The sequence below is a fragment of the Pseudomonas mandelii genome (assembly GCF_006438925.1).
In the GTDB taxonomy this organism is placed as follows: Bacteria; Pseudomonadota; Gammaproteobacteria; order Pseudomonadales; family Pseudomonadaceae; genus Aquipseudomonas; species Aquipseudomonas mandelii_C.
Window position 1 is genome coordinate 463860 of sequence record NZ_RCZA01000003.1, and the last position, 17625, is coordinate 481484.

Annotated in this window: 19 protein-coding genes; 9 read left to right on the forward strand and 10 right to left on the reverse strand. The window is 59.0% G+C overall.

The features are described 5' to 3' along the window. Positions 1 to 21 precede the first annotated feature (21 nt). Entirely contained in the window at positions 22 to 1044 is a 1023-nt protein-coding gene (rlmF, locus tag EAH74_RS09230; RefSeq protein WP_033056419.1) for a 23S rRNA (adenine(1618)-N(6))-methyltransferase RlmF, read from the forward strand. 198 nt (positions 1045 to 1242) lie between these two features. Here the strand turns inward: rlmF and EAH74_RS09235 are convergent, their stop codons facing one another. Then, entirely contained in the window at positions 1243 to 1524 is a 282-nt protein-coding gene (locus EAH74_RS09235) for an HU family DNA-binding protein (protein ID WP_007905514.1), read from the reverse strand. Between the two features lie 395 nt (positions 1525 to 1919). Here EAH74_RS09235 and yejK point away from each other — a divergent pair, with 395 nt between their 5' ends. Together yejK and EAH74_RS09245 are read left to right on the forward strand one after the other, a co-directional pair. Beyond that, positions 1920 to 2924 (forward strand): nucleoid-associated protein YejK, encoded by a 1005-nt coding sequence (gene yejK, locus EAH74_RS09240; RefSeq protein WP_008147593.1) that lies wholly within the window; start codon positions 1920 to 1922, stop codon positions 2922 to 2924. After that, positions 2924 to 3274 (forward strand): glutaredoxin family protein, encoded by a 351-nt coding sequence (locus EAH74_RS09245; RefSeq protein WP_140677793.1) that lies wholly within the window; start codon positions 2924 to 2926, stop codon positions 3272 to 3274. The genes yejK and EAH74_RS09245 overlap by 1 nt, the downstream gene beginning before the upstream one ends. Positions 3275 to 3322: 48 nt before the next feature. On the opposite strand, the gene EAH74_RS09250 is transcribed toward EAH74_RS09245, so the two are convergent. From EAH74_RS09250 to EAH74_RS09270, 5 genes are all read right to left on the reverse strand, one after another. Continuing rightward, positions 3323 to 4258 carry a glutathione S-transferase family protein gene (locus EAH74_RS09250; RefSeq protein ID WP_140677795.1) on the reverse strand — a complete coding sequence of 312 codons (936 nt, stop codon included), beginning with the start codon at positions 4256 to 4258 and terminating at the stop codon, positions 3323 to 3325. 88 nt (positions 4259 to 4346) lie between these two features. Beyond that, on the reverse strand, positions 4347 to 4667 hold the full coding sequence (locus EAH74_RS09255; protein WP_140677796.1) for a GIY-YIG nuclease family protein: 321 nt from the start codon (positions 4665 to 4667) through the stop codon (positions 4347 to 4349). 40 nt (positions 4668 to 4707) lie between these two features. Then, the gene (locus EAH74_RS09260; RefSeq protein ID WP_140677797.1) at positions 4708 to 5178 is read right to left on the reverse strand and encodes a nuclear transport factor 2 family protein; all 471 of its coding nucleotides are present in this window, start codon (positions 5176 to 5178) and stop codon (positions 4708 to 4710) included. 127 nt (positions 5179 to 5305) lie between these two features. After that, the gene (locus tag EAH74_RS09265) at positions 5306 to 6622 is read right to left on the reverse strand and encodes a CynX/NimT family MFS transporter (protein WP_140677799.1); all 1317 of its coding nucleotides are present in this window, start codon (positions 6620 to 6622) and stop codon (positions 5306 to 5308) included. Continuing rightward, positions 6612 to 7271: a FadR/GntR family transcriptional regulator gene (locus EAH74_RS09270; RefSeq protein ID WP_140677801.1), complete on the reverse strand. Its 660-nt coding sequence runs from the start codon at positions 7269 to 7271 to the stop codon at positions 6612 to 6614. The genes EAH74_RS09265 and EAH74_RS09270 overlap by 11 nt, the downstream gene beginning before the upstream one ends. Positions 7272 to 7438: 167 nt before the next feature. Here EAH74_RS09270 and EAH74_RS09275 point away from each other — a divergent pair, with 167 nt between their 5' ends. Continuing rightward, a complete protein-coding gene (locus EAH74_RS09275; RefSeq protein ID WP_140677803.1) occupies positions 7439 to 7750 on the forward strand; it encodes a type II toxin-antitoxin system MqsR family toxin in 312 nt (103 codons plus the stop codon). Further along, positions 7747 to 8235, forward strand: coding sequence for a type II toxin-antitoxin system MqsA family antitoxin (locus tag EAH74_RS09280; protein ID WP_140677805.1), 489 nt, complete (start codon positions 7747 to 7749; stop codon positions 8233 to 8235). Before EAH74_RS09275 ends, EAH74_RS09280 begins: the two co-directional genes overlap by 4 nt. A gap of 64 nt (positions 8236 to 8299) precedes the next feature. Here EAH74_RS09280 and EAH74_RS09285 read toward each other — a convergent pair whose 3' ends face one another. The 4 genes from EAH74_RS09285 to EAH74_RS09300 all read right to left on the reverse strand — a co-directional run bounded on the left by EAH74_RS09285 (position 8300) and on the right by EAH74_RS09300 (position 12458). Beyond that, entirely contained in the window at positions 8300 to 9064 is a 765-nt protein-coding gene (locus EAH74_RS09285; protein ID WP_008147575.1) for an amino acid ABC transporter ATP-binding protein, read from the reverse strand. 10 nt (positions 9065 to 9074) lie between these two features. Next, the gene (locus EAH74_RS09290) at positions 9075 to 10172 is read right to left on the reverse strand and encodes an amino acid ABC transporter permease (RefSeq protein WP_140677807.1); all 1098 of its coding nucleotides are present in this window, start codon (positions 10170 to 10172) and stop codon (positions 9075 to 9077) included. Between the two features lie 10 nt (positions 10173 to 10182). Next, positions 10183 to 11364 carry an amino acid ABC transporter permease gene (locus tag EAH74_RS09295; protein WP_140677809.1) on the reverse strand — a complete coding sequence of 394 codons (1182 nt, stop codon included), beginning with the start codon at positions 11362 to 11364 and terminating at the stop codon, positions 10183 to 10185. Positions 11365 to 11429: 65 nt separating this feature from the next. After that, the gene (locus tag EAH74_RS09300; RefSeq protein ID WP_123365710.1) at positions 11430 to 12458 is read right to left on the reverse strand and encodes an amino acid ABC transporter substrate-binding protein; all 1029 of its coding nucleotides are present in this window, start codon (positions 12456 to 12458) and stop codon (positions 11430 to 11432) included. A gap of 467 nt (positions 12459 to 12925) precedes the next feature. On the opposite strand from EAH74_RS09300, the gene EAH74_RS09305 reads away from it, so the two are divergent. From EAH74_RS09305 to EAH74_RS09320, 4 genes are all read left to right on the forward strand, one after another. Further along, complete coding sequence (locus EAH74_RS09305) at positions 12926 to 13582, forward strand: alpha/beta hydrolase (protein WP_008147566.1); 657 nt, start codon at positions 12926 to 12928, stop codon at positions 13580 to 13582. 98 nt (positions 13583 to 13680) lie between these two features. Next, positions 13681 to 15168: an ATP-dependent RNA helicase RhlB gene (rhlB, locus tag EAH74_RS09310; RefSeq protein ID WP_140677811.1), complete on the forward strand. Its 1488-nt coding sequence runs from the start codon at positions 13681 to 13683 to the stop codon at positions 15166 to 15168. 139 nt (positions 15169 to 15307) lie between these two features. Then, on the forward strand, positions 15308 to 16255 hold the full coding sequence (locus tag EAH74_RS09315) for an ornithine cyclodeaminase family protein (protein WP_193560122.1): 948 nt from the start codon (positions 15308 to 15310) through the stop codon (positions 16253 to 16255). A gap of 157 nt (positions 16256 to 16412) precedes the next feature. Beyond that, complete coding sequence (locus EAH74_RS09320) at positions 16413 to 17540, forward strand: NAD(P)/FAD-dependent oxidoreductase (RefSeq protein WP_140677815.1); 1128 nt, start codon at positions 16413 to 16415, stop codon at positions 17538 to 17540. Positions 17541 to 17625: the final 85 nt, after the last annotated feature.

Here is a 17625-nt window from a genome sequence, read left to right on the forward strand (position 1 = left end):
ATACCCGAATCGACCACGCCCATGAACGCCCCCCGCACACCCCGCCCTGCGCGCAAAAAGCCTGATTCCGCCACCCCGGCCAAAGCCGTGGAGCCCCGCGAGAAGGCCAGCCTGCATCCGCGCAACCGCCATCAGGGTCGTTACGACTTCCCGGCGCTGATCAAAACCACGCCGGAACTGGCGAAGTTCGTGATCATCAATCCGTACGGCAAGGAAAGTATCGACTTCGCCAGCCCGGACGCAGTGCGGGTGTTCAACCGTGCGTTGCTCAAGTCGTTCTACGGCGTCGCCCATTGGGACATCCCGGCCGATTACCTCTGCCCTCCAGTTCCGGGGCGTGCCGATTACGTGCACTTCCTGGCCGACCTGCTGGCCAGCGTCAACGACGGCGAGATCCCCCGCGGCGCGCCGGTCAAGGTGCTCGATATCGGCATGGGCGCCAACTGCGTTTATCCGTTGATCGGCTACAGCGACTACCGCTGGCACTTCCTTGGCTCGGAAATCGACCCGACGGCCGTGGCCGCCGCCAAAGCCATCGTCCAGTCCAACGGACTGAACAAAGCCATCCAGTTACGCCAACAAAGCAACCCCAAGCACATCCTGCTGGGCCTGCTCGAACCCGGCGAACGCTTTGACCTGACCATGTGCAACCCGCCGTTCCACGCCTCGATGGACGAAGCGACCAAGGGCAGTGAGCGTAAATGGCGCGCGCTGGGCCGTGCCGATCCAAAACGCAAACTGCCAGTACTGAACTTTGGCGGTCAATCGGCAGAATTGTGGTGTGAAGGTGGCGAAGCACGGTTTGTGACGCAACTGATCGCCGAGAGCGCGCATTTCCAACACAAAGTGCTTTGGTTCAGCACCTTGGTCTCGAAAGCCTCCAACCTGCCGGCAATCCAGACGGCGCTGAAAAAGGCTGGCGTACTGGAAAGCCAGGTCGTGGAAATGTCTCAGGGGCAGAAGCAAAGCCGCTTCGTCGCCTGGACCTTCCAGACCAAATCCGAGCAGCAGGTCTGGCGTGAGCGCTGGGTAAAGAAAAGCTGAGTAACTGACCGACGCAGATCAACTGTGGGAGCGAGCCTGCTCGCGAAGGCGATTTATCAGTCACATCAATATTGACTGTTAGATAGCTTTCGCGAGCAGGCTCGCTCCCACATTGGTTTAGCGGTGTATGTGGTAAATCGCAGACACAAAAAAGCCGTGCCCGGATTACTCCGGAGCACGGCTTTTTTTTACTGCGTCTTACTTGTTAACAGCGTCGGTCAGGCCTTTGGCCACAACCAGCTTGATAACTTTCTTGGCAGCGATTTCGATGGCAGCGCCAGTCGAAGGGTTGCGGCCGGTACGGGCAGGACGCTCAGTCACTTTCAGTTTGCCGATACCTGGCAGAGTGATTTCGCCGCCGTTTTCCAGCTGATCGGCAACGATTTGGCCCAGTTGGTCCAGAGCGTTACGCGCGGTGGTTTTTGGCGCGTCGATAGCTTCAGCGATGTCGGCGATCAGTTGGTCTTTAGTAAGAGCCATGTAGTGTTCCTTCCCTATCAAATTCATATGGATTGCAGAGTGCAGTGTCAGCCATCGAGCCCGATCTTCTGGATCTGGCACCCTCGGCCATAACCGCGACGAGTCGGGGTTATAGATACCGAAATCAGGGTTTGGTTCGACCTGACAAATGCTGAATGCACGCTTAACGCAGTGACTTCGCGTAAGACCGGGCAAAACTAGCACAGAGACGGGGAAATATCCGCCTCTAGCTACCCATTTGGTCAGCTTTATTGCTCTAAAACTGTAAAAAACAGCATAAGCGCCATCGGACACCTGCGAATTGCCCTTCGTGCAGCGCCAAAACCAGTGGTTGCGGTACACTTGGCACTTTTTGGGGGAGCACGCCCTCCTCTCTTCAATCAGCCGAGAAGCCCATGCCGATCCGTCATTGCATCGTCCACCTGATCGACAAAAAACCCGACGGCACACCTGCAGTTCTCCACGCTCGCGATTCCGAACTGGCCGAGTCGAGCGCCATCGAGTACATGCTTGCCGACCTCAATGAGAGCTACAACGCCAAACAAGGCAAGGCCTGGGGTTTCTTCCATGCCGAGTCCGGGGCGCATCCGTTCAGCGGCTGGCTGAAGGAATACCTCGATGGCGGCAAGGATTTCACAGCGTTCAGCCGAGTGGCGGTGGAACACTTGCAAAAGCTGATGGAGGAATCGAACCTCTCTGTGGGCGGCCACGTGCTGTTTGCCCATTATCAGCAAGGCATGACCGACTACCTGGCGATCGCCCTGCTACACCACAGTGAAGGCGTTGCAGTGACCGATCAGCTGGACGTGACCCCGTCCCGGCACCTGGACCTGGGCCAACTGCATCTGGCAGCACGGATCAACGTTTCGGAGTGGCAGAACAACAAGCAGTCCAAGCAGTACATTTCGTTCATCAAAGGCAAGAACGGCAAAAAGGTTTCGGAATATTTCCGCGACTTCATCGGCTGCCAGGAAGGCGTCGACGGCCCCGGCGAAACCCGCACCCTGCTCAAGGCCTTCAGTGACTTCGTCGAAAGCGAAGACCTGCCGGAAGAGTCCGCCCGCGAGAAGACCAAGACCCTGGTGGATTACGCCAGCAGCCAGGCAAAATTGGGTGAACCCATGGGCCTGGAAGAACTCTCGGAGTTGATCGACGAAGAGCGCCCGAAAGCCTTTTACGATCACATCCGCAACAAAGACTACGGCCTGTCGCCGGAGATCCCGGCCGATAAACGGACCCTCAACCAGTTCCGCCGCTTCACCGGTCGCGCCGAAGGCCTGTCCATCAGCTTCGAAGCGCACCTGCTGGGCTCGAAGATCGAATATGACGAAGAAGCCGGCACGCTCATCATCAAAGGTCTGCCGACCCAGCTCACCGATCAGCTCAAGCGACGTAACTGATGCTCGGCGGCGTACTGAAAAAATTCCTGCTGATCCTGCTGGTGGTCGTGGTCTACCAGAACTGGGGCAAGATCGAGCGGGTGTTCCATCCGACGCAAGTGGTGTCCGAGCAGACTCAGGCCAAGGCCAACGTCGTGCTCTATGCCACCGAATGGTGCGGTTACTGCAAACTGACCCGGCGCTTTCTCGATCAGAAGGGCATTCCGTACAAGGAGTTCGATATTGAGAAGGATGCCAAGGCGCGCAAGGCCTACGAGGCGCTGGGTGGCGGCGGGATTCCGATCATCGATGTGAATGGGACATTGATTCGTGGGTATGACCCGGACACCATTCTCGCCGCGTTGAAATAACCCAGACATGAAAACGCCCGGCTTTGCCGGGCGTTTTTTGTTCAGCATTTATAGGGCTTCAATGCGAAACCCGAACCGCGGAAAGTGCACATGCACCACGCCGCCCCGCTCGTCTTCACGACGCAAAATCAATTCTTCACTGCCCGCAAACAGCAACTCACCCGCCACCGGGTCAACGCCGTAATCGATGGCGGCAATGGCCACCTGCTGGCCAGCCTCAAAACCATTCGGCTCGTCGAATTGCTCATCTGGCAATGCGGTCGGTGTGGCATTGCGCGCAACCTCCAGCGCCTCCTCGGAGGTCATCTCGCTGAACGCGCCATGCCCGAAGCCCAACACGCGCCCCAGCCATGCCGAAACCGCTGGATAAGCATCGACCAACGGTGAAGTGACGGGCGTAGCCTTGAGGAACCACAGCGGATGGGCCAGGGCGAAGTCGGCAATCGACGGCTCGCCGAACAGGAAATCGCCCTGTTCGCGCTGAAGCTGTTGTTCCAGTCGCGTCATGATAGTCGGCCATTGATGCCGGGCTTGTTCAGCCGACAACCGTGTGGCGCTGCCACCGCTGAACAACTCCGCGCGATCGGCAATGAATGCCTTGATCGCTTCCGGCGGCATATTGCCGAAGCGCACGGCGATCGATTCCGGTTGAAACACCAGGCTGACCGCGTGCTGGAACACCACCGAATCCGCCCATGCGGCGAAGGTCGCGGCGATCATTTCCTGACCTTCCGGGAAGAACGCCGGCAAGGCTTTTTCCTGTTCCAGACGGCGGGCGATCAGCGACGTGTCGCAATAGATGTCCGCGCCAATCTGCAACACCGGTGTCTTGCGGTAGCCGCCGGTCAGCGCGGTCAGATCGGGTTTTGGCATCACCGGCGAGATCTTCACCGAGCGCCAGGACAGCCCCTTGAAGCCCAGCAGCAAGCGGGCCTTTTCAGAAAAAGGGGACGTCGGGTAATGATGAAGAATCAATTCGGACATGCTCGGCTCCGGCGCACGGATAGGGAATCCGCAGCTTAGCGCGCATTCCATGTGCAGCCCACCGATCTGCCTGATGGGCACTTATCAGTCAGATTGATAAGCCCGCAGCGGCACTCGCCACCAAGCATTCCTTGGCACTTTTTTTGAGTTTTTTGATCAGCCGTTCCTGACGCAGCGCTTCGCTTTTATCGCGGCAGGCTTCGGTGTAGACCAATGCCACGGCAGGGCTGGAGAGAAAAAAGCGCGCACCCTTGCCACTCTGGTGGGTGGCGAAGCGGCGCACGGGATCATCGCTGATCCCGCAGTAGAGCGAACCATTGGCCGCGCGAACGAGGTAGACGAACCAGGGTTTGCTGACAGGCAGCGATGGTTCGGCGGCAATGACGGAAGATTCGCTGGCGGTGTTCACGTGACGATCAAGGCTTGAAAGGAAACAAGCCGCGATCTTATCAGCGACTGGCCTGGAATGCCTTCAGCCCCTTCAAGGCTTGAGCGCGTACGGCGTTTCTCACCGCCGGCGTCCAGCCCAACAACAACCCTTTGAAACCCAGCGCCTGTCGGGACCAGGCCCACAGATCGAAGCTGTCGTGATGTTCGCAAATCTTGCCGTCGCGAAAAACGAAGCGTGCCTGAATGTCGTTGACCACGGTGTTGCCGGTCTGGCTGAACAGGTACGTCGCCACCCAATGGGCGCCACCCGTGCGCTCATCGCTGCGCACGTTATCGAACGTCAGGGAAAAATCCTTGGCCCGAGTGGTGAGCATCCGCCACATGTCGCCTGCATCGCGGCCGTGCAATTCGCCGAACGCAGGATCACTGAACACCACGTCGTCGGTATAGCAGGCACTCATGGCCTCGGCATCCAGCCGCTGGAAGGCTTGGTAGAACTGGGTGATCAATGCGTTGTGGGCATCACTCATGGGCAGGCTCCCTCAGGATGTGCAAATAGATGCGCAAAGTGGTGTCGAAAGATTGCCTGCACGATAGTCAACAAAGGCGCGAAACACTATCGGCATTCGTGAGCCGAATATCGACAGTGTGCGGGTGTCAGACCTTTTCGCTTTCGACCTGGACGTACAGCGAACGCCCAGCGCCCAGGCCGGCGATGATCGCCCCGAGGCCGATGATGCCGAAAATCCAGCCCAAGGCGTTCCAGCCGCCGGTCCAGTCATGCACGATGCCGACCGCGAACGGCCCCATGGACGCCAGGGTGTAACCGAAGCCTTGGGCCATGCTCGACAGGTTCGCCGCGACATGAGCGTCCCGCGAACGCAGCACGATCAGGGTCAACGCCAGACTGAACGCACCGCCCTGCCCCAGACCCAGCAGGATCGCCCAGCCCCACAAGCCTTCGATCGGTGCGTAAAGACAACCAAACAGGCCGCCAAGGGTCAGCAGCATGACGATGACGATCGCCAGACGCTGATCCTTGCCACGCGTCGCCAGCCATGGCGCCGCCAGTGAACTCGCCAACTGAACAATGACCGACCCTGACAGCACCAGACCCGCCTGGGTCGGCGTCAGGCCGCGACCGATCAGGATCGACGGCAACCAGCCGAACACAATGTAGGCCAGAGAAGATTGCAGCCCCATGTAGAGCGTCACTTGCCAGGCCAGTGGATCACGCAACAGGCCGCGAACCCGATACGCGACGTTGTGCGCGCCGTGTTTCTGCCCGACTTGTGGCAACCAGAAAATCGCCGCGACCAATGCCGGAACCACCCAGAAGCCGAGGCCCAAGGCCCAGCTCTTGTCGAAATGCTCGCTCAACGGCACGGTCGCGCCCGCCGCCATCGCCGCCCCCAGGCACAAGGCCATGGTGTAGACGCCGGTCATGGTGCCCGCGTGTTTCGCAAAGTCGCGTTTAACGATGCCGGGCAGCAACACGCCGATCACGCCGATGCTCGCGCCGGCCAGCACACTGCCGGCAAACAGGCCGATCTCACCGAACGAACTGCGCAGGATGATCCCGCCGGCCAACATCAAGAGAATGCCCAGCACCACTCGCTCGGCGCCGAAACGTCGGGCCAGCACGGGCGCCAGCGGTGCAAACAAGCCGAGGCACAGCACCGGCAACGTCGTCAGCAAACCGGCCTGGGCTGCCGACAGACCGAGTGTTTTCGACACCTCGCTGAGCATCGGCGCCATGCTCGATAGCGCCGGGCGCAGGTTCAGCGCCACCAGAATCAGGCCCAGCAACAGCAGCCACGGCCGCCGCAGGATCGGGTGACTTTGCTGGACCTGTTCGTCATCCGCCTCGGCATCGATCAGCAGCTCTTCGAGCTCCGCCGTGCGCTTGGCTTGGGGGATGCTGCTTTTGTTGACCTGCTGGCTGGACATGGGGTTCTCGGTTTCAAGGTTCATTGATCAACTGCCTCGACAGGGCTTTGGCCCGTTCCGGGTCGCGTTGCTCGACGGCATCAAGCAGTTCGATATGGAGGTCGAACACCTCTTGGCGTCGGGGGGAAATGTTCAGGGTCTCGCGCAACTGCGCACCAATGACGCTGGAAAAATAGCGATACAGCTCGCTGAGGGTCGGGTTGTGTGCGGCATCAACCAAGCGGCGGTGGAACACCAGATCGCAGGCGATATACGTGTCGAGATCGCCGTGGTAGTGACTGCCGCTGACGCCTAACGCCTCGCGCAATGCCACCAGGTCTTCGTCGGTACGACGCAACGCGGCGAGACCGATGGCCTCGACTTCCAGAATGTGCCGTGTTTCCCGGGCTTGCTCATGGGAGCAGCGGGATAAGGCTTTCATGGTGTCGAGAGGATCGACCACTGCCCGCAGATAGCTGCCGTCGCCCTGACGGATTTCGATCAACCCGGAAAACGCCAATACGCGCATGGCTTCACGCACGGTGTTGCGGCTGATGCCCAACTCGGCGGACAGCTCGGGTTCGGTGGGTAAACGCTGGCCGACCGTCCAGATGCCTTCTGTGATGCGCAGGCGTAATTGGTCCAACGCTTGGTCGACCAAAGATCGTTTAACTAATGGAGAAATGTCTGACATGGAATTCGCCCTTTCATCCAATCATAGGATGAATTTTCTGACATGTTAGTCAGCTACATGCAGGACGGCAACCGCCTACGGTCAGGGAGAGGGAAATGGAGCGGGATTTTCGATTAGTCAAAATTACCCTTTAAGGGTAATTTTAGGGACAGGGTTTTTGGTTTCTTATGGAAAAGAGCACACCCCATTACGACTTGGCGGTGGTCAAGTCAGAAGTTGTCAGGTTAGGCAAAAAGGCGTTCACCCGACGGGCTCTGGAATCGGGCAATGACATGGGGTTGAACCTCTGGCAAATGATCCAGGCCATCAGTGCACTGGAGCGCCGAATGCTCTTCAAATCCATGACCTCCTATGTCGACCACCGGGTCTGGCAAGACGTTTATCACGCAACATTTCATGGAATGGAGATTTACATCAAAGTGTCTTACCGCCCCGGCGGTGGACATCCGGTAGTCTCCTTCAAGGAGAAAAACCTATGAAAACGCAGCAATGCGTCAACTGCGGCACTCACGATGGAATGGGACACTTCGAAGGACGTACCCTCTCCGTCAATTACAAACAGATGTCGCGACTTGTTTGCGATCTTGCAGGTTGGGAGTGCAGGGTTTGCGGTGAAATCGAATTCGATCATGACACCGACAGCGCCGACCGCTATTCGGATGCCGGCGATCAATTGCTCAAGGACTGCCTGCAACTGATTGGCTCCGAGATAAAGCGTATCCGCCGCAAACTCCACCTCACGCAAAAAAACGCAGTGCAGTTGCTGTCCGGCGGTGGGAACAATGCCTTTTCGCGGTATGAGCGTGGAGAGCTGCCTGCGCCCAAACCGTTATTAACACTTATGCAGCTATTGGATCGTCATCCCTATTTGCTGGCGGAAATTCAGGTGTTGAACGAAGGTGGCGCCCTCAAACAGCTATTGGCCGCCCGCCATCCGGAACTGGAAGCGGCACTAACCTCCTGACCTCAAACCCCAGACAAAAATAAACCCGGATCAAGTCCGGGTTCATTTCAACGCCTGCGCAGGATCAATGCAGAATCTGGCTCAAGAATAGCTTGGTCCGCTCATTCTGCGGGTTATCGAAGAAGTCGTTCGGCGCAGCCTGTTCGACGATTTCACCCTTGTCCATGAAGATCACGCGGTTGGCCACGGTGCGGGCGAAGCCCATTTCGTGGGTCACGCAGAGCATGGTCATGCCGTCTTCAGCCAGGCCGATCATGGTGTCGAGAACCTCTTTCACCATCTCCGGGTCGAGTGCCGAGGTCGGTTCGTCGAACAGCATGATTTTCGGTTTCATGCACAAGGCCCGGGCAATCGCCACACGCTGCTGCTGCCCGCCGGACAGTTGCCCAGGGAATTTATGCGCCTGCTCCGGAATACGTACGCGCTCCAGGTAGTGCATGGCGATTTCTTCGGCCTTGCGCTTGGGCATCTTGCGCACCCACATCGGTGCCAGCGTGCAGTTCTGCAGGATGGTCAGGTGCGGGAACAGGTTGAAGTGCTGGAACACCATGCCGACTTCACGGCGTACCGATTCGATCTGCTTGAGGTCGTTGGTCAGCTCCACGCCATCGACCACGATGCGACCCTGCTGGTGTTCTTCCAGACGGTTGAGGCAACGAATGGTGGTGGATTTGCCGGAACCCGACGGGCCGCACAGGACGATACGTTCGCCCTGCTTAACGTTCAGGTTGATGTCTTTCAACACGTGGAACTGGCCGTACCACTTGTTCACGCCCTGCATCTGAATAATGCCTTCAGGGCTCACAGGCTTTTTGATTGCTTCGCTCATTACAGAACTCCTAACGCTTGTGGCCAGTGTCGAGCTTGCGTTCCAGATGCATGGAATAGCGCGACATACCAAAACAGAAAATCCAGAACACCAGGGCCGCGAACACATAGCCTTCGGTGGCCATGCCCAACCATTTCGGGTCGGCGGCGGCTTGTTTGACGCTGTTGAGCAGATCGAACAAACCGATGATGATCACCAGGCTCGTGTCCTTGAACAGCGCAATGAAGGTGTTGACGATGCCGGGGATCACCAGCTTCAGGGCTTGCGGCAGAATCACCAGGCCCATGCTGCGCCAGTAGCCGAGGCCCATCGCTGCAGCCGCTTCGTACTGACCTTTGGGAATCGCTTGCAGACCACCGCGCACCACTTCGGCGACGTACGCCGACTGGAACAGGATCACGCCGATCAGTGCCCGCAGCAATTTGTCGAAGTTCATGCCTTCAGGCAGGAACAGCGGCAGCATCACCGAGGACATGAACAGCACCGTGATCAACGGTACGCCGCGCCAGAATTCGATGAAGGTCACGCAGACCACCCGAATCGCCGGCATGTTCGAACGACGGCCCAGTGCCAGGACAATACCCAGCGGCAATGCACCGGCAATACCGACGGTGGCGATCACCAGGGTCAGCATCAAGCCGCCCCATTGGCTGGTCGCCACGGTGCTCAGACCGAAGAGGCCGCCCTGCAACAGGAAGTAGGCAATGATCGGGTACAGCACCAGGAAGCTCAGCCCGTATACCGCTTTACGGTGAAAGCGCGAGATAAACAACGGTGCCACGCCGATGACCGCCAGCCACACGGTCAGGTCCACGCGCCAGCGCAGGTCTGTCGGGTAGTAGCCGTACATGAACTGGCCGAAGCGCTGGTGGATGAACACCCAGCAGGCGCCCTCCTTCGTGCAGTCGGCGCGCGTGGTGCCAACCCAGTTGGCATCGAGGATCGCCCAGCTCAGGATCGGCGGCACCACCAGGTAGATCAGGTAGAACGCGAACAGGGTCAGCAGGGTATTGAGCCAGCTGGAGAACATGTTGGCGCGCATCCACGCCACGACACCGATACTGCGGTTCGGGGGCGGCATGTCAGGTTTGAAAGTATGAGTCGTCATGCGCTTTTCCTTACCGCTCGATCAGCGCAATGCGCTTGTTGTACCAGTTCATCAGCAGGGAAATGCTGATACTGATCGCCAGGTACACGCTCATGGTGATAGCAATCACCTCGATCGCCTGTCCGGTCTGGTTCAGCACCGTACCGGCAAACAACGACACCATCTCCGGATAACCGATACCGGCCGCCAGCGAGGAGTTCTTCGCCAGGTTCAGGTATTGGCTGGTCAGCGGTGGAATGATCACGCGCAGGGCTTGCGGGATGATCACCTTGCGCAGGGTCGGACCGTTGCGCAATCCCAGCGAGTGCGCCGCTTCCGTCTGGCCGTGGCTGACCGACTTGATGCCCGAACGTACGATCTCGGCGATGAACGCCGCGGTGTACACCGTCAGGGCCAGGGTCAGCGCCAGCAGCTCCGGGATCAGCACCCAGCCACCGACGAAGTTGAAGCCTTGCAGCTTCGGCATTTCCCAGTGCAGCGGCGCGCCGAAGATCAATGCGCACAGCGCAGGGATCACCAGGAACAGCGCCAGCCCCACCCAGAACTTGTGGAACGGTACGCCGGTCGCTTCGAAGCGTTTGGTCGCCCAGCGGCTCATCAGCACGATGGCGACAATGGCCACGACGACGCTGACCACAAACGGCCAGAAACCATCCGCCGTCAACGCGGCCGGCATGTTCAGGCCGCGACTGCTGACAAAGAAGGTATCGCCGAAGTTATGGCTGTTGCGTGGCCCCGGCATGGTCAGGAACACCGCGAAGTACCAGAACAGGATTTGCAGCAGCGGCGGAATGTTGCGGAAGACTTCCACATAAACAGTCGCCAGCTTGCTGATGATCCAGTTCTTCGACAGCCGTGACACACCAACGATGAACCCGAGGATCGTCGCCAGGATCACGCCGATGAAGGTCACCAGCAGCGTGTTGAGCAGGCCGATGACAAACACCCGGGCATAGCTGTCCGATTCGGTGTAGTCGATCAGGTGTTGAGCGATGCCGAAACCGGCACTGCGCTCCAGAAAGCTGAAGCCGGAGGTAATGCCCCGGTGTTGAAGGTTGGTCTGCGTGTTGTCGAACAGATACCAGCCCATCGAGACCACCGCCACAATGGTGATGATCTGAAATAGCCACGCACGCACTTTTGGATCGCTGAGGCTGAGCCTCTGCTTTGGTGCGCCGATTGAATTTTGCATGAAGTGCCCCGCAAATAATGGAACAGAACATCACCCGGTGGTTGGCCCACCGGGTGATAGAACCATCAGCGCACTGGTGGTGCGTATTGAATGCCGCCGTTGTTCCACAGAGCGTTCAGCCCGCGGTCGATGGCCAGTGGAGTGCCTTTGCCGAGGTTTTTCTCGAACACTTCACCGTAGTTACCCACTTGCTTGACGATCTGCACGACCCAGTCTTTCTTCACTTTCAGGTCTTTGCCGTATTCACCGTCAGCGCCCAGCAGACGAGCAACGTCCGGGTTCTTGGTGGCTTTGGCTTCAGCTTCGACGTTTTTCTGGGTGATACCCATTTCTTCAGCGTTGAGCATCGCGAACAGGGTCCACTTGACGATGCTGAACCACTCTTCGTCGCCTTTACGCACGACCGGGCCCAGAGGCTCCTTGGAGATGGTTTCCGGCAGAACGACATAGTCGGTCGGGGTCGCCAGCTTGCTGCGTTGTGCGTAGAGCTGGGATTTGTCGGAGGTCAGTACGTCGCAACGACCGGATTCCAGCGACTTGGCGCTTTCATCGGAGGTGTCGAAGGTGATCGGGGTGTATTTCAGACCATTGCCACGGAAGTAGTCGGAAACGTTCAGCTCGGTCGTGGTACCGGCTTGAATGCAGATGGTGGCGCCGTCGAGCTCTTTCGCGCTCTTCACGCCCAGCTTGTTGTTCACCAGGAAGCCGATGCCGTCGTAGTACGTCACGCCAGCAAACACCAGACCCATGCCCGAATCGCGGGAGCTGGTCCAGGTGGTGTTACGCGACAGCACGTCGATTTCGCCGGACTGCAGCGCGGTGAAACGCTCTTTGGCGTTCAACTGGCTGAATTTGACCTTGGTCGCGTCGCCGAATACGGCAGCGGCCACAGCGCGGCAGACGTCGGCATCGATACCGATGATCTTGCCAGTCGAATCCGGTACCGAGAAGCCCGGCAGACCGTCACTGACGCCGCACTGTACGAAACCTTTCTTCTGCACTGCATCCAGGGTTGCACCCGCCTGAGCGAACCCACTGACACCGAGTACTGCGGCTGCAGTCACGATAGCCAGGGTGGATTTCAACATCTTCATTCAAACCTCCAGTTTTGCTCTTGTTGTGTCGGAGCTTGAGTCCTGTCGCACCCTTATGAGGCGTAGTCGACCCGTGTTGGCTTTTTTTAGGGTCAACCGACGTAGGACCTGCGCTATGAGTCTAGTAGGAGAAAATCCACATCATGGACAACTCACTTCTCACCAATCGGCCGAACGGGCTGTAGCCCTTTCACGTTCGCGAAGCCCGTAGCGGCCACTGGCGAACATCCATCACCGGATTCTTTGCTATCCCACCGCCAGCAGTACACTGATAGTGTTACCGCAAGGCGCGAGATGGGTTGCACCGTTTCCCCATAGCAAAGCCCGTACCAGACCGCTCGCCGAAGCGATTGCGCGACAGGTCAATAGCAAAACTTGTAGCCTTGCGACATCTTCTTAACTGATCAACCAGGCGCGCACTCAGATCTCGCACCCAATGAGAGCGCCTGCACAACATTGGAGCAACCATGACCGAGCCCTTGATTCTTCAACCCGTCAAGCCCGCAGACGCCTGCGTTATCTGGCTGCACGGCCTGGGCGCCGACCGCTACGACTTCCTGCCGGTGGCCGAGGCGCTGCAGGAAACCCTGCTGACTACCCGCTTCGTTCTCCCTCAGGCACCGACCTGCGCCGTGACCATCAACGGTGGTTACGAGATGCCGAGCTGGTACGACATATTGGCCATGAGCCCGGCGCGCGCGATCAACCGCGAGCAGCTGGAAGAGTCGGCGCAGAGGATCGTCAATTTGATCGAAGTGGAGCGAGCCATCGGAATAGACGCCTCGCGGATATTTTTGGCAGGTTTTTCCCAAGGTGGCGCGGTGGCATTACACACCGCGTTTCTGAAATGGCAGGGACCGCTGGGTGGCGTACTTGCCCTCTCGACCTATGCACCGACCTTCAGCGATGAACTGGAGCTTTCCGCCAGCCAGCAGCGCATTCCCGTGCTGTCTTTACACGGACAGTACGATGACGTCGTTCAAAACTCCATGGGCCGCACCGCTTACGAGTATTTAAAGCAGCATGGTGTCACCGTGACATGGCAGGAATACCCAATGGGTCACGAAGTGTTACCCGAGGAGATTCGCGACATTGGGGTCTGGCTCGCCGAGCGCTTGCGTTAACGGTTTATGTGAAAAGCAGCCCATTGATCCATCCCCCTACGCCGCGCCCGATTCTTGCATTACACTGGCCGGCGTATATTCCTTAATCAATTGATGAGATGACCGTGCTCAAAGCACTCAAGAAAATGTTCGGTAAAAGCGAGACTGAGCAGCTCGCGCCAGTCTCCAGCGCTCCGTCTCACCATCCCAGCCACCGCACCGACGGTAATCAGTCTGGTCGGACCGCAACCGTAGCGGTACCGAAGCACGAGCCGATGACCACACCGGCCGTCCAACCCGTTGAGGCTCAAGCCTCTGAAGAACCAAGCAGCGAAGCTGCAAAACCTGCCCGACCGCGTCGCGAACCGAAGCCAAAAGCACCGGTTATCCCTTGGAAACTCGAAGACTTTGCCGTCGCCCCCCTGGAAGGCAAAACCCGTTTCCACGATTTCAAACTCGCCCCCGAACTGATGCACGCCATCCAGGACCTGGGCTTCCCGTATTGCACGCCGATCCAGGCACAAGTCCTCGGCTTCACCCTGGCCGGCAAAGATGCAATTGGCCGCGCCCAGACCGGCACCGGCAAAACCGCAGCGTTCCTGATTTCGATCATCACTCAGTTGCTGGAAACCCCACCGCCGAAAGAGCGCTACATGGGCGAGCCGCGGGCGCTGATCATTGCGCCGACCCGTGAACTGGTGGTGCAGATCGCCAAGGACGCGGCCGACCTGACCAAATACACCGGCCTCAACGTCATGACGTTCGTCGGCGGCATGGACTTCGACAAGCAGCTCAAGCACCTCGAAGCCCGTCATTGCGACATCCTCGTGGCCACCCCGGGTCGTCTGCTGGATTTCAACCAGCGCGGCGACGTGCACCTGGACATGGTCGAAGTCATGGTCCTGGACGAAGCCGACCGGATGCTCGACATGGGTTTCATCCCACAAGTGCGTCAGATCATTCGCCAGACTCCGCCGAAGAACGAGCGTCAGACGCTGCTGTTCTCCGCGACCTTCACCGAAGACGTGATGAACCTGGCCAAGCAATGGACCACCGACCCGTCGATCGTCGAGATCGAGTCGCAGAACGTGGCCAGCGAAAATGTCGAGCAACACATCTATGCCGTCGCCGGTGCCGACAAATACAAACTGCTCTACAACCTGGTCAACGACAACGGTTGGGAGCGGGTGATGGTGTTTGCCAACCGCAAGGATGAAGTGCGGCGCATCGAAGAACGCCTGGTGCGCGATGGCGTCAATGCCGCGCAGCTGTCCGGCGACGTGCCGCAGCACAAGCGCATCAAGACTCTGGAAGGTTTCCGCGAAGGCAAGATCCGCGTCCTGGTCGCCACTGATGTGGCCGGTCGCGGCATTCACATCGACGGTATCAGCCACGTGATCAACTTCACCCTGCCGGAAGTCCCGGACGACTATGTGCACCGCATCGGCCGTACCGGTCGTGCCGGCGCCGATGGTGTGTCCATCAGTTTTGCCGGTGAAGACGATTCCTACCAGCTACCGTCCATCGAGGCGCTGCTGGGTCGCAAGATCAGCTGCGAAACGCCACCGACGCATCTGCTGCGGGCGGTTGAGCGCAAGCGCCCGTAACGCGGGTCGCACCAAAAGAGGCGCAGCCGGAAACGGACTGCGCTTTTTTTTCGTCCGTTTTTTTTAACAGGAGCTTGCTCGCGATAACTAAAAGTCCATAATGGACAAATTAGTTTACTTCCAGCTCCCGGAGCCGACCATGTCCAGTACGCCTTATGTGATCACCCAACCTCAGGCCCGTGAGCTACTGGCGCAGGTCGACGTGCCGCAGATCCTGCGCAAATTGTTCCGCGACCTGGCCGCCGGGCAAGCTGTGCAACCGGCGCAGCAGCTGGTGGAGTTTCCACAGGGCGCTGGCGACTTCATCAACTACCTGGGCGTGCTGGCCGAAGACGGCGTTTACGGGGTCAAGACCTCGCCGTACATCGTGCGCGAACAAGGTCCGCTGGTGACCGCCTGGACGCTGCTGATGTCGATGCAGACCGGCCAGCCGCTGTTGCTCTGTGATGCCGGTGAACTGACCACGGCGCGCACCGCTGCAACAACTGCCGTGGCGGTCGACGCCCTCGCCCCGCCGAAGGCCCGACGCTTGGCAATCATCGGCAGCGGCAAGGTCGCCCAGGCGCACTTGCACTACGTCAAAGGCTTGCGCGACTGGCAGAGCATCAGCCTCTACTCGCCGAGCCTGAGCGACAAGAATCCCGAAGTATTGGCACAGCTCAAAAGCCTCGATCCACGGCTGACCATCGTCGACAGTCGTGAAGCAGCGGTTCAAGACGCCGACGTGATCATGCTCTGCACCTCGTCCGCAGGCCCGGTGATCGACCCGTCAAGCTTGAGCAAACCGGCGCTGATCACCTCCATCAGCACCAACGCACCGCGTGCCCATGAAGTACCGCCGCAGAGCCTCAACGACATGCAAGTGTTCTGCGACTATCGTCTGACCACCCCGGGCTCGGCCGGCGAGATGCTGATTGCCGGTGAACAACATGGCTGGGACAAAAACGCGATCATCGGCGACCTGCCCGATCTGCTCAGCGAAAAAGTGCAGCGCCCTGGCTACGACCGTCATGTGTTCTTCCGCTCCATTGGTCTGGGCCTGGAAGACATCGCGCTGGCCAATGCCATCTACCGCCTACAGCACTAACACCACAGACCCTGTAGGAGCTGACGAGTGGAACGAGGCTGCGATCTTTTGATCTTGCCTTTAAAAGCAAAGTTAAAAGATCGCAGCCTCGTTCCACTCGTCAGCTCCTACAAAGGATCACTACAAATTTGGCCTTTGCGCCCATCAGGAGACGTTCATGAGCCAGGCAGATTTCATCATCATCGGCGGCGGGATTGCCGGCGCTTCCACCGGTTTCTGGTTGTCGCAGCACGCCCGAGTGATCGTGCTCGAACGCGAATCCCATCCGGCTTACCACTCCACCGGACGTTCAGCTGCACTGTTCACCGCCGCATACGGCACACCGCAGGTTAGGGCGCTGACCCAGGCCAGCCGCGACTTCTTCGACGCGCCGCCGGCCGGTTTCTGCGAACACCCGCTGCTGACTCCGCGTGGCGAGATGACCGTGGACTTCACCGGTGACCCGGACGAGCTGAACAATCAATACCTGAGCGCCAAAGCCACAGTGCCGGAAATGCAGCTGCTCAGCGCCGACGAAGCCTTCGCGCGCCTGCCGATCCTGCGTCGGGAAAAAGTCCATGGTGCGATTTACGACCCGACCGCCAGCGACATCGACACCGATGCCTTGCACCAGGGCTACCTGCGCGGTATCCGACGCAACAAGGGCGAAGTTCATACCGACAGTGAAGTCACGAGCCTGACCCGGGACGACGAAGGTGTGTGGCACGTGCAAACCAACGGCCAGACCTTCAGCGCCCCGATCATCATCAACGCGGCTGGCGCCTGGGCAGACAAAATCGGTGAGCTGGCCGGTGCCAAGCCACTGGGCCTGCAACCCAAGCGCCGTGCGGCTTTCATCTTCGCCGGCCCCGAGGGCGTGGACATCCACCATTGGCCCATGCTTGTCAGCCTCGACGAATCCTTCTACATGAAGCCCGACGCCGGCATGTTCCTCGGCTCGCCCGCCAACGCCGACCCGGTGGAGCCGCACGACGTGCAGCCCGAAGAGCTGGACATCGCAATGGGCATCTACCAGATCGAAGAAGCCACCACCCTGACCATCCGCCGTCCGACCCGCACCTGGGCCGGCTTGCGCAGTTTCGTGAGCGACGGGGATTTGCTGTCCGGTTTCGATCCGCAGGTGCCGGGGCTATTCTGGGTGGCGGCACAAGGCGGTTATGGCATCCAGACCTCGCCGGCCATGGGCCAGGCCAGCGCGGCACTGGTGCGCGGTGAAGCGTTGCCCGAGCAACTGACTCGCTTTGGTCTGAACCCCGGGATGCTCTCCCCCACCCGACTGGGCTGACGTTCAGACGTCAGGTGACGTGTCGACACGATTGCGGCAAACTTCCAGCGCCCTTTTTTGACGGGGCGCTGATGCTGTCTGGAGC

What these genes read in the sequence shown, in the direction of transcription:
- rlmF (WP_033056419.1), top strand. Translation starts at nt 22, where the DNA reads ATGAACGCCCCCCGCACACCCCGCCCTGCGCGCAAAAAGCCTGATTCC.
- EAH74_RS09235 (WP_007905514.1), bottom strand. Translation starts at nt 1,524, where the DNA reads ATGGCTCTTACTAAAGACCAACTGATCGCCGACATCGCTGAAGCTATC.
- yejK (WP_008147593.1), top strand. Translation starts at nt 1,920, where the DNA reads ATGCCGATCCGTCATTGCATCGTCCACCTGATCGACAAAAAACCCGAC.
- EAH74_RS09245 (WP_140677793.1), top strand. Translation starts at nt 2,924, where the DNA reads ATGCTCGGCGGCGTACTGAAAAAATTCCTGCTGATCCTGCTGGTGGTC.
- EAH74_RS09250 (WP_140677795.1), bottom strand. Translation starts at nt 4,258, where the DNA reads ATGTCCGAATTGATTCTTCATCATTACCCGACGTCCCCTTTTTCTGAA.
- EAH74_RS09260 (WP_140677797.1), bottom strand. Translation starts at nt 5,178, where the DNA reads ATGAGTGATGCCCACAACGCATTGATCACCCAGTTCTACCAAGCCTTC.
- EAH74_RS09265 (WP_140677799.1), bottom strand. Translation starts at nt 6,622, where the DNA reads ATGAACCTTGAAACCGAGAACCCCATGTCCAGCCAGCAGGTCAACAAA.
- EAH74_RS09270 (WP_140677801.1), bottom strand. Translation starts at nt 7,271, where the DNA reads ATGTCAGACATTTCTCCATTAGTTAAACGATCTTTGGTCGACCAAGCG.
- EAH74_RS09275 (WP_140677803.1), top strand. Translation starts at nt 7,439, where the DNA reads ATGGAAAAGAGCACACCCCATTACGACTTGGCGGTGGTCAAGTCAGAA.
- EAH74_RS09280 (WP_140677805.1), top strand. Translation starts at nt 7,747, where the DNA reads ATGAAAACGCAGCAATGCGTCAACTGCGGCACTCACGATGGAATGGGA.
- EAH74_RS09285 (WP_008147575.1), bottom strand. Translation starts at nt 9,064, where the DNA reads ATGAGCGAAGCAATCAAAAAGCCTGTGAGCCCTGAAGGCATTATTCAG.
- EAH74_RS09290 (WP_140677807.1), bottom strand. Translation starts at nt 10,172, where the DNA reads ATGACGACTCATACTTTCAAACCTGACATGCCGCCCCCGAACCGCAGT.
- EAH74_RS09295 (WP_140677809.1), bottom strand. Translation starts at nt 11,364, where the DNA reads ATGCAAAATTCAATCGGCGCACCAAAGCAGAGGCTCAGCCTCAGCGAT.
- EAH74_RS09300 (WP_123365710.1), bottom strand. Translation starts at nt 12,458, where the DNA reads ATGAAGATGTTGAAATCCACCCTGGCTATCGTGACTGCAGCCGCAGTA.
- EAH74_RS09305 (WP_008147566.1), top strand. Translation starts at nt 12,926, where the DNA reads ATGACCGAGCCCTTGATTCTTCAACCCGTCAAGCCCGCAGACGCCTGC.
- rhlB (WP_140677811.1), top strand. Translation starts at nt 13,681, where the DNA reads ATGACCGTGCTCAAAGCACTCAAGAAAATGTTCGGTAAAAGCGAGACT.
- EAH74_RS09315 (WP_193560122.1), top strand. Translation starts at nt 15,308, where the DNA reads ATGTCCAGTACGCCTTATGTGATCACCCAACCTCAGGCCCGTGAGCTA.
- EAH74_RS09320 (WP_140677815.1), top strand. Translation starts at nt 16,413, where the DNA reads ATGAGCCAGGCAGATTTCATCATCATCGGCGGCGGGATTGCCGGCGCT.